This is a genomic window from Dictyobacter formicarum, from assembly GCF_016587435.1.
Genome location: NZ_BNJJ01000001.1, coordinates 408,278 through 422,387 on the forward strand (window position 1 = coordinate 408,278; position 14,110 = coordinate 422,387).

General features: G+C 52.1%; 13 protein-coding genes and 1 pseudogene. 7 read left to right on the plus strand and 7 right to left on the minus strand.

What is annotated here, in order from left to right; translation table 11 throughout:
• Window positions 1-80: 80 nt before the first annotated feature.
• From JMI88_RS01595 to JMI88_RS01610, 4 genes are all read left to right on the plus strand, one after another.
• Window positions 81-1,204 (plus strand): IS630 family transposase gene (locus JMI88_RS01595; protein ID WP_373323728.1). Its coding sequence is split into 2 segments (ribosomal slippage): window positions 81-504 and window positions 504-1,204, totalling 1,125 coding nucleotides; the frame shifts between segments, so codons are not numbered across the junction.
• A 1,057-nt stretch (window positions 1,205-2,261) separates the two neighbouring features.
• Entirely contained in the window at window positions 2,262-3,905 is a 1,644-nt protein-coding gene (locus tag JMI88_RS01600; protein ID WP_201360001.1) for a hypothetical protein, read from the plus strand.
• A 245-nt stretch (window positions 3,906-4,150) separates the two neighbouring features.
• Window positions 4,151-4,498 (plus strand): hypothetical protein, encoded by a 348-nt coding sequence (locus JMI88_RS01605; protein ID WP_201360002.1) that lies wholly within the window; start codon window positions 4,151-4,153, stop codon window positions 4,496-4,498.
• A 49-nt stretch (window positions 4,499-4,547) separates the two neighbouring features.
• The gene (locus JMI88_RS01610; RefSeq protein ID WP_201360003.1) at window positions 4,548-4,742 is read left to right on the plus strand and encodes a hypothetical protein; all 195 of its coding nucleotides are present in this window, start codon (window positions 4,548-4,550) and stop codon (window positions 4,740-4,742) included.
• Between the two features lie 77 nt (window positions 4,743-4,819).
• On the opposite strand, the gene JMI88_RS01615 is transcribed toward JMI88_RS01610, so the two are convergent.
• The 7 genes and pseudogenes from JMI88_RS01615 to JMI88_RS01640 form a co-directional block, all read right to left on the minus strand.
• Window positions 4,820-5,002: a zinc ribbon domain-containing protein gene (locus tag JMI88_RS01615; protein WP_236022765.1), complete on the minus strand. Its 183-nt coding sequence runs from the start codon at window positions 5,000-5,002 to the stop codon at window positions 4,820-4,822.
• Entirely contained in the window at window positions 4,992-5,114 is a 123-nt protein-coding gene (locus JMI88_RS39995) for a hypothetical protein (protein ID WP_268905950.1), read from the minus strand. Before JMI88_RS39995 ends, JMI88_RS01615 begins: the two co-directional genes overlap by 11 nt.
• Before the next feature lie 149 nt (window positions 5,115-5,263).
• The gene (locus JMI88_RS01620; protein ID WP_201360004.1) at window positions 5,264-5,563 is read right to left on the minus strand and encodes a YciI family protein; all 300 of its coding nucleotides are present in this window, start codon (window positions 5,561-5,563) and stop codon (window positions 5,264-5,266) included.
• A gap of 352 nt (window positions 5,564-5,915) precedes the next feature.
• Window positions 5,916-6,062, minus strand: a pseudogene (locus JMI88_RS01625) (transposase); the annotation flags it as partial.
• An 86-nt stretch (window positions 6,063-6,148) separates the two neighbouring features.
• Complete coding sequence (locus JMI88_RS01630; RefSeq protein WP_201360005.1) at window positions 6,149-8,308, minus strand: recombinase family protein; 2,160 nt, start codon at window positions 8,306-8,308, stop codon at window positions 6,149-6,151.
• Window positions 8,308-8,475 (minus strand): hypothetical protein, encoded by a 168-nt coding sequence (locus JMI88_RS01635; protein WP_201360006.1) that lies wholly within the window; start codon window positions 8,473-8,475, stop codon window positions 8,308-8,310. Before JMI88_RS01635 ends, JMI88_RS01630 begins: the two co-directional genes overlap by 1 nt.
• 126 nt (window positions 8,476-8,601) lie before the next feature.
• Window positions 8,602-9,354 carry an IS5 family transposase gene (locus JMI88_RS01640; RefSeq protein WP_236022766.1) on the minus strand — a complete coding sequence of 251 codons (753 nt, stop codon included), beginning with the start codon at window positions 9,352-9,354 and terminating at the stop codon, window positions 8,602-8,604.
• Between the two features lie 426 nt (window positions 9,355-9,780).
• Between JMI88_RS01640 and JMI88_RS01645 the strand changes: the two genes are divergently transcribed.
• The 3 genes from JMI88_RS01645 to JMI88_RS01655 all read left to right on the plus strand — a co-directional run bounded on the left by JMI88_RS01645 (window position 9,781) and on the right by JMI88_RS01655 (window position 14,052).
• Window positions 9,781-10,638 (plus strand): hypothetical protein, encoded by an 858-nt coding sequence (locus JMI88_RS01645; protein WP_201360007.1) that lies wholly within the window; start codon window positions 9,781-9,783, stop codon window positions 10,636-10,638.
• Window positions 10,639-10,659: 21 nt separating this feature from the next.
• Complete coding sequence (locus JMI88_RS01650) at window positions 10,660-10,920, plus strand: hypothetical protein (RefSeq protein WP_201360008.1); 261 nt, start codon at window positions 10,660-10,662, stop codon at window positions 10,918-10,920.
• 93 nt (window positions 10,921-11,013) lie between these two features.
• Window positions 11,014-14,052 carry a VirB4 family type IV secretion system protein gene (locus JMI88_RS01655; RefSeq protein ID WP_201360009.1) on the plus strand — a complete coding sequence of 1,013 codons (3,039 nt, stop codon included), beginning with the start codon at window positions 11,014-11,016 and terminating at the stop codon, window positions 14,050-14,052.
• The last annotated feature ends 58 nt before the right edge of the window (window positions 14,053-14,110 follow it).

Genomic DNA, 14,110 nt, shown 5'->3' on the forward strand with positions numbered 1-14,110 from the left:
GCATACTCAGTAGTCTCCCACACTAAAGTTGATGCTTGGCTTCTCCTTGAGGTATGCTGAGGAAAAAGGAGACAACGGTGATGGTCCTGATCCATAAAGTCAGCCTGACGAAGGAAGAGCAAGAACAACTGCATGATCTCCTCAAAGTGGGTGAGCATCCAGCACGAACCATCGCTCGAGGATACATCTTGCTTCTCGCCCATCAAGGCAAATTGGACGACGAAATAGCGCAGACGCTGGAAATAGGACGAGCAACGGCGCAACGAGTTCGCAAACGCTATTGTCAAAAGGGACTTGATCACGCCCTTCATGAATTGCCCCGCCCAGGCGCAATGCCCAAACTCGATGGCAAACAAGAAGCCTATCTGGTCGCCCTTGCTTGCAGCGAGGCACCAGAAGGACGAACCAACTGGACCCTGCAATTGTTGGCAAATAAGCTGGTCCAACTTCACATCGTCGAGGAAATTTCTGATGAAACCGTCCGTCGTGTACTAAAAAAAACGACCTCAAGCCCTGGCTCAAAGAAGAGTGGTGCATTCCCAAAGTAGGTGCGGAATTTGTGTGGCGGATGGAAGACCTCCTCGATCTGTACATGCAGCCTTACGACGAAGCATACCCTGTCGTCTGCATTGACGAGCGCCCTTGCCAATTGATTGGGCACATCCAATTATCAGAACCACCGCAGCCGGGTCGACCTGCTCGCGAAGACACCGAATTTTCGCGCCATGGGGCATGCAGTACCTTTCTCATGTTTGAACCACATGCTGGCTGGCGGCATGCCCTGGTGAAAGCCACACGCACCAAACGGGATTTCGCTGACTGTCTCCGCTATGTATTGAACGAAAAATACGCCTCTGCTTCTAAAGTTAGGCTTGTCCTCGATAACTTAAATACGCATACGCCCGCAGCTTTGTATGAAACGTTTCCTTTTCCAGAGGCGCTCCGCTTGATGAAACGGATTGAATGGCATTACACGCCGTTACACGGAAGCTGGTTGAATATGGTCGAAATCGAGTTAGCAATCCTCGTCAACCAATGTCTCAAGAGGCGTATCGACAATATCGACCGATTGCAGAAAGAAATCGCGGCTTGGGAGCAAGAGCGCAATGCGCAAAGAGCCATCGTGCAATGGCGTTTCACTCCTCCTGATGCGCGAATCAAACTGAAACATTTATATCCATCACATGAGAATACTTCTTCTTAGCCACTGTCAGGCATCACCTTCAGTGTGGGAGACTACTCAGCACAGAGAGAATATATTAGGATCGATATGCAATACAGGAGAATCTTTTGTTGAACAATCAAGATAAGTATGGAAAACGTTCAATCGATCTGTGAACAGCTACAGACGAACATGATCACGTCTGTTAGAATAGTGGCATGAAATTGATCGATTATCAAACCGCGCCGTAAAACCCCTGGCTTGAGCCGTGGGGAGGATGTCAAGCAAGGCTCCAAGGCATCAGCTATCGTGCTGCATGGCGATGGTACAAGGCAAGCAAAATTGCTGGCCAACAATACCGGCACTATTCTGGTGGCAGAACCATTGCTCGTGAAGGAGCAACCTGCCACATCCAAATTCGCGGTGTATACGCGGGTTTCCTCATCGGAAAACACGTCAAACTTGGACAGCCACGCGGAACGGTTGATTGCCTACTGTACTGTGCATAGCTATCAGGTGAGTAATTATAATACTTTTGAAGCTAAAATTGCAATACATAAATACACTATAGGTAAGTAGCATATAGAGCATAAAATATTTTAGTAAACTTTTAGGCAAGCTTCGCTATGCACTACAGTTCTCTATAAGCTCACATCAAGAACAAAATCTACGCCAATGAAGGCATAGACCCAGCTCAAAGGATTGATTTTCTTCTGGAAGGTCAATATCCCACCCTTTCGCTACAGATATTTCTGCAGTATTCTCACCACTACACACCCACGTTACATTCATATCGGTAGAGGTATCCAATCCATTTATCCCACAAATAGAAGTATACGCATGTGCTTCTGCTAAAATAGCTGAGCGGGAACTGACGGACATAGAAAAATCTCCAGGGCAAAGAAGACGTTGCTTATCCGAAGGCTAGCCGGGTTGCACATATGGATCAGCGTATGCAATATCATACAGTTCCTCATCCATATGCGATACCAGGTAGAATCTGGTAACATTTGACTGCACGCCAGCTCAGACAGTATGTATTGTCGTGCTATCATGATCTCTTTTCGCCGACGAAAAATAAGAAGGAAACCTGCTATTCGTGCAAAAACACTCAGAGAAAAAGAACGCTGGCCGCCTCGGCACATTCCTCAAAAGTTCACAGGGTCAGATTTTCGTGACATGCTGTGCTTATAGCGCGCTTGGTTGTACCATCATCGGTTTTGTACTGTCTGATTATACGCGACTGGCCTGGCCTTTTGTGGTTGCCAGTTTCTTTTTAGCAATCCTGGGCCAGGCGGCGTACGCTCACAGGCGGTTCGCGCAAGTGGTGCTGCTTCTGTGGGTTATCCAGGCCAATTCCATTGGAGTCACTGTTTTCAATCTTGGCGACCAAGCCAACCAGCAAGCTCAACTGCAGCAGCAAACGATTCAATTGGAAAATCAGCTTCACAGATTTCAAGGCATGGACAAGATCCTTGCAACACAGCTTCCTCTCTTGCAACAGCTGTTGGACGAAACAAAGGATCCTGACAACAGTTTTGTTGTCTCTGATTCAATGCAAACAACGCAAATGGAGCAGCTTTCAATCACAACAGATAGACAATTGTTAAGAGCAGACATCGATGACAATATATTTCTTTTGCGAGATAATCTCAGAAACCTGCCCACGTCTTCATTAGTAACCGGCAATAACGAGGAGATGCAATCCAACGCCGGGTCAATCCAGTTCTACCAGAAAGAACTCAATGACGCTACCCAGGTCATTGCCGATAATACTCTTTTGCTCCCGCGTGAGCATATCCCAACAGTATCGACCAGTGATCAAAAAAACTGTGTGAACGGCTTTGTCTGTCTCGCGCAATATTCCTGGCAGCAGTCTTTTATCGATGGCTGGCAGAGTATCTCCAGTGTGCCATTCACCGCGACGTGGCCGTTCTGGCTCTCATTGTTGCTCGGCATAGCAGGCATGTTTCTCCTGTTACCGCGCAATCTCAGCCAACGCTGGGTAGTGACATATCGTGTGCGATATATCGGTACTCTGGCTCATCTCAATGATCCCGCTTTTCCTGAGCAGAAACGCCGGGACCTGAGAGGAGAGACCCCTATTGTCAACATTGAGATCCGCTCCTCTCGTTTTCTCCTGAAACAAAAGGCCTGGCCGGATGAGGCACGAGAGTTGTTGCGCCTCAATCTGGGACTGGGCACAACCATTCAAGATGCCTTTCTGAAGCAAACAACAACAGAACATCTTTCCGAGGCCAGCTACGATACAACAAGCGGTGATATCGTGATCAAGGTGAAACCGCTCGTACCACTACAATTCGCCCCTCATACGCCGTACAAAGCGAAACGAGCCGCATTACGTGGCCAACGTCGTTTCCCAATCCAGCTGTATGTCGTGGTCGATTATTTTTCCGGCTCACTGACAGCAACGACGCCAATCGCTGAAGTAGAGTGCCTGCGAGAGCAGCGAGGACCGACCTGGCTGGTAAGCATGGCCGCCGTCTTTCATGAACTGGTCTGGTGGATCTACGCCACCGGTCTCTACATAGCTCTGAGTATCTGCTCTACCATGTTTTTTAGAGGCGCTCCTTATACGTATCCTCCAGTGTTCATTCCTGTTGGCCTGGGCGGGCTGATTGCCGCGCTGATTTTACAACTGACAGAAATGATTATTATGCACAAAACAATTAGAAAGCAAAATATCATAAAAAATACATCATATAATGATATAGCAATGTAAATGGATCACAAGATCACATCAGACAAGATTCATAAGCATAGAAATGTTGCGATTCTATTACGAACAGAGAGTCTCAGAAGAAAACATTGCTGGCAATTCGGACTGTTGAGTTGTCACGGTAATATGAATGTGCATGATCCGCTTTCCGCCCACAAAGCACAATGATATATAAGCCACTCTTGCTTTTCCAGCCGGAATCAACTATGATACGCTCCAGCAAGCAATGGTCATTCAGAAGGGCACTTATGCAAGTTTACCTACTAACGGCTGAAGGCATCGCAGGCTCCTATGAAGGCGCGTTCAGGCTCACCCCACGTGTCCTCCTGCGCAATCTTCCACGCAACATCATCATGCCTATGCCTGAGGACCCTCTCGAGCTCCGTCTCCCGAATGGACGTCTCCTTCAGGCCCATGTCGCGAGCTTTGGTGTAGACACCTGGCGCGATGCGGAAGGGAATCTCCTGATAGATATGGATCCCGCAAACCCTGTGCTCTCATTGACCATTACTGGCGTCGAGTTGTCAGATATCCTGCCTGGGACGGAAATCTGGCTACGAGAGCCGAAATTTCAAGCGAGCGACAAACCTTCTTGACGGTGTCCGCTTTCCTCATTCCTACGAGCACCTCAGGACAGCGATCAGCGTGCATCGTGCTTATGTGACCCGCACCTGGACAGGTGACTGCCAGAACTGCCGCATGAAACATTATCCCACGTGGACAAATTCCGCGCTGCACATTGCTGCTGGCGACGCCGTCGAAGGGATCTTCGTCATCACTGGCCACCAGGGAGCCCACGCTGTCGGTCATGCCCACAATCGACCGGCGCCGTTGGGGTAGATAATGCAGTTCTTGCGATTGGTGTTATCGTACCCATAACTAGTAACACTCTGCAGGGGTTAAAACCCCGCAGCTTCTCAGGGGCGCGTCCCTTGATGGCTCTGTCCGAGCCAAAGATTTTTGATATTCACAGCCGCGTTGTGGTCCTGATCCATTTCGCACCCGCACTCACATGAGTGCCAGCGTTCACTGAGTTCTTTCTTGCGGATCTGACCACACTTGCTGCAGACCTGACTGGTATATTTGGGATCAATCAGCAAGACGACGTAAATGCTGGCGAAACTCCTCCTGCTCTGACAGGACGTTTGATGAGGACTTCGGTGTCGAACCTTCAAGGGCCGATGTGGTAGGCTTGTGTTTGGGTACAGGCATAGCGCCCTCCTTTTGGGAAAATGTCTGAAGTATTTAAGGAGACAGTCTATGCCTGTAGTATTATCGTACAAACTCCTCTTTGCAAAGCTTCTACTTTACGTACAACGCGCAATAGTGTCCGCAAAGCGGCCTCGCTTCCAGACAACTCATCACTTGTTCACAAATGACGGCCCAACACGGCAAGGTGTGACCTCAATGTGTTGCCATACATCCCCTGTGACATACGGTTCTCTCGCTAGCCATGCGTCGAGTTCTTCTCGAGAAGCAAATTCACAGACGATGACCGAGCCAATCATCCTGTCAGTCTCGTTCAGCAGTGCTACGCCATACAACTGATGACCTGAGGCAACCATGCTATCACCCAAGGCAATATGGGCTTCGCGCACCGCAAGTCTCCTTTGCAGGGCTTGTTCATCAGTTCCATCGTGGGCAACGACGATAAATTGCATACCAACGTCCTTTCATGGGAAAAGATAGGAAGAATCATGGTCAGAGTCTTGGCTATCAGAGGAGCATCCAGTAGGAAACAGTAGCATGCTCTTCGAGCTGAAGTTGCTCGCCCTTTTTGTCAAAAAAACTGATCTTTATCTTCACCACAAGTATAGCATCGAGAAGCAGTTACGTCCTTGACGTCTGTCTGAGTTGGAGAGAAAGTTTCCCAAGCCGAAAGACACAGCATCCTTCATACTCTCACATGAAGTCTTATTTTTCGCTTGAGAACTTGATCGACGTTCTAGCCGTTCTTGTTTCTTTGGTTCTTCATTTATAGTTTGCCCTTAGAGTGTGTCTTAAGATGAACAATTAGAGCCGGAAAGGAGCTAGTCGCATCAAGAAAAGACGGATCGCAGCAATCTGGATGAAGGCCTCGCTACTGGAAGGAAGCCCCTCATAGTCGCGGGCTAATCGTCTCCATCGGATCAACCAGGCGAAGGTGCGCTCAATAACCCAGTCACACTACCCACGAAAGTAGTTTTTTGTTTCTGGCTGGCTGCCATTGTTTTTTCCTTTCGTGTTGTACTGGCATGATAACTCCATTAGGGTTGTTCGACAAACTGCTCATTGGTCCAGTAACGGCGAAACTCGTCCCCGATTGCGCGCTGATGATAGACCCGGAGCCGTTCCTGTTCCCCTTCATCGGCCCAGATAACCCAGCGATGCAAGGGCTCATCGAGCTGGCGCGCTTGAACCGCCCCTTGACGAATCCAGTGCAAGAGCGTCCCGCGTGGGATGTGAAGCTGACGAGCCAGTTCGGTTGGCCACCATTCATCAGGCTGAAACCCCTCACGATGCCGAATGCGCGGGCGGGGCGCTTTCACCCCGAGCTCGTGCTGCAACTGCGAGACGGTTTCTGGGCGAAATCCCATGGTGGAACGGGGTGGGCGAAAGCCTTCCTCATTCAGCACCTGTGCAATCGCCACTGCCGTCCACCCCGCTTCGGTCAACTCTTGCACCCGCTGACAGATCTGTGGATAGGTCGAGAGTTCGCTTAACGTCCCGATAGGTCGAAGCACAATCCCCTCTGTGTGACCCCCACCAACCCATTCGATCCGCACCTGCACCTGCTCGCTGTTGCCTTGCACATCGACCATGACGCGCTCGACAACCTGCCGGAGGATCTCTTTACGATCCGCATCCGTCGTGGTTGGAGCCGCCCAGATCGCGGGAATATCGGTCGCCAGGCGACGAATCGCTTCTCGTTCAGACTCCGAAAGGAGGCGTGGTTTCTGGTGGAGAAACCGATGATACTCCTCTCCCAGTTGTTGTTGCGCGAGCAGCTTCTCTTCCCACGCTCGTTCCAGCGTTCGAGCCACCAGCCGGTGTTCCGGCTCGACCGCATGATACTGGCGAGCCGCTCGCTCCGCTTCATACGCCGCCCGTTCTCGCCGATGCTGCCAGAGCAGATCCAGTTTAGCCCGCTCCTGTTCCATCTGTTCGGTCGCCGCGAGCGACAATTCTAAGGCGGCAGGCTCCAAAGCCGTCAGCACCTGCGCGATGACAAAGCGATCCAGGCACGGACCTGCCAGATGCTGGCATCTGAGTTCGCCGTAGTGGGTGTACCGCTCGACACAGGCGTAGGTGTGAAGAGGACCGCCCCCATCGTAATGCACCGTGAGGCGACAGCCGCAGCGTGCACAGACAACCAGTCCCGCGAGGAGGGCTGCCCCATCTCGTGCTGCTCCCATGGCATCAGCACGAGCCCGATTGGCTTGCAGCCGCTCCTGATTCCGCTCATCCTGCTCGGGAGAAATGGAAGCCGGACACCGATTGGGCAGCAGGACAAACCAGTCTTCCTGGGAGACAACGACCCGTCCCGCTCGTGGACGCTCTCCCTGTTTGCGGCGTGGATCTTCTTGGCGTCGCCCATAGACGTAGGAACCTGCATACAAGGGATGTTTGAGCATCATCTGGATCGTGGCCCGATTGGGACGGCGCCAGACCAGTTCTCCTTTGCCAGGTCCCTCACGGACACGAATCCCCAACTGGATCTGGTGGTGAGCCAGATAGCGCACGAGACCGCCGAGGGTACCGAGTTCGTCAAACTTGCGGAAGAGAAACCGTACCACGTGCTGCACCTGTTCATCCGGGTCGAACTGGATCTCTCCAGTCGAGCTCCAGACATAGCCAACGGGCAGGGCAAACTGGAGGTCACCCCGCCTGGCTTTACTCAAGCGTCCCTGATACATGCGTTGTTTGAGGATATGGAGCTCTGCTTCTGACATGGTGCCCTTTAATCCGAGCAATAACCGATCATTGTACAACGTGGGGTCATAGATCCCGTCAACATCAGCGATCAAAGTGCGGAACAGAGCACACAACTCTAACAGTTGATGCCAGTCCTTGTTAGAGCGGGCTAGGCGTGACATTTCCACGCCGAAGATGATTCCAACGTGATCCAGGCTCACCTCCAAGACCAGGCGTTGAAAGCCGGCGCGCCCCTGCGTGCTCGTTCCTGACTTGCCCAGGTCATCATCAATGACCAGAATACGCGAAGCTTCCCATCCCAGCGCCTGGGCTCGGCTCACCAATCCATATTGCAGTCGGGTAGACTCTTGATGGTCCAGGACTTGTTGGGCGGTAGATTGACGTACATAGACGACCGCAAGCCGTTCCTGATGAAAGGGACGGAGTTTCTCTGAACGCACCTCGTCCAAAGCAGTGAAGCCAGATTTACTCCACACAGTCGCCGCGTTCATCACTGTCCTCCTTGCTCGGGGCGAGACTTTGCTCCAACTGGCGCTCGAGGAGGTGACTCAGAAGCCAGAGAAGTCGTTGACGATTGACCTGAGGTAAATTCGTCCACCAGCCGATGGCCCACCTGGAATTGGGCGGGGGGGACAATGTGAAGTGAGAGACTGGACATAGCGCACCACCTTCCTCATGCGATGAAGCTTGGGCCTGCTGCCGGTGTTCAACCCACGTCAGCAAATTCAGCAGCCCACTGAGACCAAGCATAGGGCGTGGTGTCGGTTCTGTCAACCAAAGGGATTCAGGGGTTTTGTGATTGGGTGTTCTCAACAATCCAGCGTTTTCGTTGGACCTGAAAGCCTCCTTTTGATTTGATGATTTTGACCGGTTGACCGTCAACGAGCACCCATTGGATATGGGAGGTGTTGTGCTCATGAGGAACAATTTCGGTCTCCCAGCCCAAATGCTCTTTGATCCAGGCGAGCAGCGGTCCTGTATATCCATGGTCAGCAAACACATGCCGCATGCGAGAAAAGCGATGGTTGAGGTGCTCTAACAGCAAAGGAGCGCCTCGCCGATCGACGAGACTGGCGGTATGCACTTTGACAGCCAACAAAAAGCCTTGCGTGTCAACCAAAATATGCCGTTTGCGTCCCCAGATTTTTTTCCCGGCATCGAACCCACGTTCGATGCCTCGCACAGGACTGGTTTTGATGGATTGGCTATCGATAATAGCGGCACTGGGTTCTTCCTCTCGGTTGATGGCTCGACGCGCTTGTCCGCGTAAGGTGTTCATGGCTTCTTCCCAAACCCCGGTGAGTTTCCAGCGCCGGAAATAATGGTACACGGTTTTGCCTGCTGGCAAGTCGTGAGGCATCTGTCGCCATGAACAGCCGGTGCGTAACACGTAGAGAATGCCATTGACAATCTCGCGTCGGGGGATCACCTCGATCGTCGCATTGGGCGACGCTTCTGAAATGAAGGGAGCCAGCAACTCCCATTGCGCATCGGTCAGATCGCTTGGATAGGGCTTCCGATGGGATATCTGATCCATGGATCATGGTCCTTTCTTGTTCCGTTCATAACTCCTTTCTGTTTTCTATCGGCTGTTTATTGTTCTTACGACACACTCTTACACATAAACCGGAGTGGTGTTCATTTTTTAGCATAGTTCATTTTACCTTTATTGCTGCTTTTCTCCCTCCTTTCTTTTTTTCTGAGAATCTCTGTCCTTGCGGGCAATCTCCGATGAGCCACCGTTTCACCCTCATAGAATACATGGTTTTGTGATAGCAGACATAGTATTACTCCTCGCCTACACCTTCGCTGCCTGCATTGTCTCCCCCTCACTCTCACCCTCCTCACCAATGACCTACCAGCGTTGCTGGAGTACGCTCAATCTCGACGCAAAAGAACGACGCGATCCCCAATAAAGGGGAACTATCGGAGGAGAAAAACCACTGGAGGAAAGGGCAGGCTCATGGATTTTCAGCAATTGCTTCAGGTGTTGAAGGTGCTGTTCAATACACCCAACACAGGATTTGGAACCGGCATTTTGGGGCCGTTACAGCCGCTTTTTGTCAGATTCATGAGCAGTACGCCGCTGGAGTTGACCACGACCAATCGTGTTGTGGTTGGTGCCTGGGGAACCATGCTAGCGGTTGCAGATGCGTTTTTTCTGCTCCTGATCATTTTCGGCGCAATCCAGATCATGATTTCGGAGAGCACTGGAACCCTGACGCTTCCACTCAATCAGTTTGTGCCAAAAATCCTGGTGACCGCGCTCTTGATCAATCTGAGCTTCTTCTTTGGTCAGGATCTGCTGATCTTCAATAATGTGCTGTGCGGCCTGGTTAATACAAATCTGGATGGCTTTTTCAACACCATCAACAACGGAGCTCGCATCACACAGGGGCAAGGAGCCTTGCTGTACCTTGGCGTCATCATTCTCCTCAATTTCACCATGCTCCGCTTGATGTTTCAGGCATTTGAGCGACTCGTGCTCTGGAATCTGTTGTTCGTACTTGCGCCACTGGCTTTCTTATGCTCATTTTTACCATACACATCCTCCTTTTTTTCGTTCTGGGGACGGATGTTTATCGTTGTCACCTTTACGCAGTTCATCCAGTTTTTAGCCTTTGCGCTCGGGCTCTCGCTTCTTGCCAGCGCGGGACAAAATGGCGTCAGTGGCATTTTGCTCGCCATCGCCATGCTCTTCCTGGTGGCCAAGATCCCTGATATCCTCGCACGTTTCCCATCGATGTCCATCCAGGGATCTCAAGGTATTAGCCATGTCATTGGAACCATTATCATCGGTGCCCGGCTTTTCGTGCCCTAAGCACCTGTTGGAGGATCACTCATGAACTACGGAACGCTCAATACCCTCAACGGCATTTTGAAAAATCTGCAGGCAGACGCCGCCACACTCGGGCTCACGGTTGCAGGATTAATGATTGTCGTCTATGTGATCATGGTCATGATTACGGATGATACCAACGTAGCCGCCCACCATAAACGCTGGGAGAATCTTCGAAAAGTGTTTTTATGCGCAGCACTCATCGCCGCGGCAGGCGCCATTATCACCTTTGGGCAGCAGTTGGGGCAAGGGCTCCATCCGTAATCAACGCTAGTGCTTACCTACGATAATACAGACGCAATGGGTACACGAGGATGGCGGAGCACACCGTCATCCTCACCAGAAAACGAAAGCGTGATGCAAGAAGAACCACATACACAACCGATACAGAACAATCCACTTCTCAAAGAAGTCGCCGGGCACCTCTTTACCTTTGAAGAGAAAATATTCGGCATGAGCTTGACGCAGTTGTTAACCGATCTTGGCGTGCTCACAGGCACGTTCTCATTGACCGGATCATTGCCTCTGCTTCCACGCCTCATCGTCGCTCTCCTGGTCACTCTGATTGCCATGATCTTCGTCCATGCGAAAATCGAAGGTCTCGCACTCGTCTACTGGCTCTTCCTGATTGTGCGTGCAAAAACCATCCCCACGCACACCATCTGGCAGCCGCGAAAGAGCAACCAGGCCAAACGAGAGCCTAGGAGCAAACGCCTTCCATCCATCCAGGAGCACTGGATCCCCATAGACACACTCCACCATGGCACTGGTTGCAAGATAGACCAGCAGAAGAAAAGGGAAACGGTTCGCTACTGGACGGCGCTGGAGATAGAAGGGAAAAACATCAGTCTGCTCTCTGAACACGAACAGCTGCGCATCTTTCGTCGGTTCGAGGGATTTCTGAGTGGCCTTGATTTCCATCTGCAATTGCTTTCCATCACCCAGCAGGTAGATCCACAACAGGCCCCTGGTGTATTGGCTCAGCAAACGGCCCTTGCAACGCTCGCACCAACACCACATCTGCAGGCATTGCAGCGAGCGAGTGTAGGTGTCCAGCAACAACACATGACGACCTGCACCCAGACGCGGCATATGCTCATCGTTTCAACATCAAGCGCCGAGACTGCGTTCCAGCATCCCGATGGATCAACGCCATCGGTCCTCTCAGGGATCATTCGGCTTCTCACATTCAGCAAGGCTCACTCAGTCTCACGAACCCAGATCCTTGATCACCTCCGCATCCGCGTCTCCATTGTGCGAAAGGCCATGCAGCACCTGGGAATGCGCATCTGGCCGCTTGAAGACAAGGAGCTCTTACAACTCTTGTCGTGTTGTCTCGCGCCAGGCAGTGCTCCGCCCACATTTGTCCCAGAGCTCATTGCATCTGAGCACCATACTCCCCAAAAACGGTTGGCTGGCATATCTCCCTCTTCACCGCCTAGCCCCCCTGTCGAGCATGAACAGCAGGCGCTACGGACTCACGCACTGCCCACACGCGAACAGGGAAAAAAGTCAGCAGCCATGAACTATAAGAAGCGCATGCTAGGGTTGCATGGCGCGTTCTTGTATACCAGCCCTCATGCGAACACTCTCTATGAGGCGGATATCCTTGATGTGGCAGACCTACTCGCCCCGTCGGCAATCACGGTGACACTAGATGTTCTGCAGATACAGGCAGGAACACAGACACGCTACGCACGCACGTTTACGATCACCGGATACGGGCACCATCTGCTGTGTGGATGGATGCAGACGCTTCATGACCTGGGATTGCCTCTGATCGTCTCCTCCCATCTGACGCCCATCGATAGCCGCTTCATGATTCTGAAGTTGGAACAGGCGCTAACCAGATTAGAGAGCCAGCGTCTCTCCAATCAAAAAACGCTACGCCTGACGCGGGCAGATCAAACCGTGGAGGCGAACCAGATTCGCCGCATCACCCATGCCCTAGCGGCCAGAAGGCTCAAAATCTTCGACGTCTCGATTACCATCTGCGTCCATGCAAGCACCATGGAGCGACTCGAGCAACGCTGCCGCTACCTGCTCTCCCATCTGCGTGATATGCAACTGCAGGCGCGTCCCGCATCCTATCAACACGATCTGGCCTGGCAATCATGCCTGCCGGTGGGACTCGACCTTCTGCAAAACTGGGTCAAGCTCACGAGCGACGTTGTTTCCACCATGTTACCTGGCACCAGCGGCACAATTGGAACGCCAACAGGCGTGTTCCTGGGCTACACCGGCAGCGGCTTTTCCCGGCGCCCCGTCTATCTCAATCCCTGGTCCCAGGAGAAAAAGATGGCCAATCCCCATGTGGTGGTGATCGGAGAGACAGGGCAGGGAAAATCCTGGCTTGGCAAAACGATCGCAACTGGCCTCATGGGCCTTGGCCTCGCGGACGTCGTTGTCCTTGATAAAGATGACGATTACCTGCCATTACACGAGGCAATGCCCGGGGAGAGTCAACGCTATAGCCTGGCACGCAGTTGCCCCATCAATCTCTTTGATATTCCCTTTGGACCAGCTGACGTTGACCCGGAGGACCCGGCAGATATCCTGGCAGAGTTTTTTGATAATGCGTTGATGACCGGGCTGGCCCTGCTTGTCACGGATGAAGAGAGCAGACTTACAAAGGGGGAAGAAGCCTATCTCATGACCGTCGCACGCGCGACCTATGCGGAGTGTGGCATTACATCAGAGGCTATTCGACGCAATCCCGAGACGCTCCTCAAACCACCTCCCACCCTGGCTGATTTCATCAAGAAGATGCAGACCATGCCCACGTCATCAGAAAGCATGCGCCAATCCTTGCTCGAACGATTGGAAAAGGCATCCTATCTCTTCCAGGCAGGCCAGACCAGTGTCTCATTGGAAAAACCGCTCACCATCTTCTCCATCAAGGGGCTCGATAGCAAATGGTTTGCACTCATGACCTACGTCGTTCAGAACTTTTTACAGCGGCACCGAGCGCTCAGGAAGGATGATCGGTATCTGGCCTACATTGTGGAAGAAGCTTCCTATCTGCTCAAACATGCCGCCGGACGACGCTACCTGGAAAACTGGAGCCGGAGTTTGCGCAAACTCGGCATTGCGCTCATCACGCTTTCCCAACATCCTCGCGATTTTCTGGAAGCCGGCCAGGTCATCTTGTCGAATGCGGGAACGATCTTCTACCTGGGGATGCAGCGAACAGCCGTTGAGAGGCTCAACCTTCCCGAGGAGCTTGAGCGCATCCTGGTCGAGAGCATGCCGGGTCAGTGTGTGGTGCGCATTGGCAACGAGTACGCGCCGCTCTCCATCTGGTCCAATCCCATTTACCGCACCCTCTTTACGACCGATCCCGTCGAACGGCGAGCCATACGCATGCAGGCACAGCGCCGGGGAACGACACCATGAAATCACGGTACTTCAACATACGCCGGTCGCGTTGCCAGAGAATCGCGACCCAAAAAAG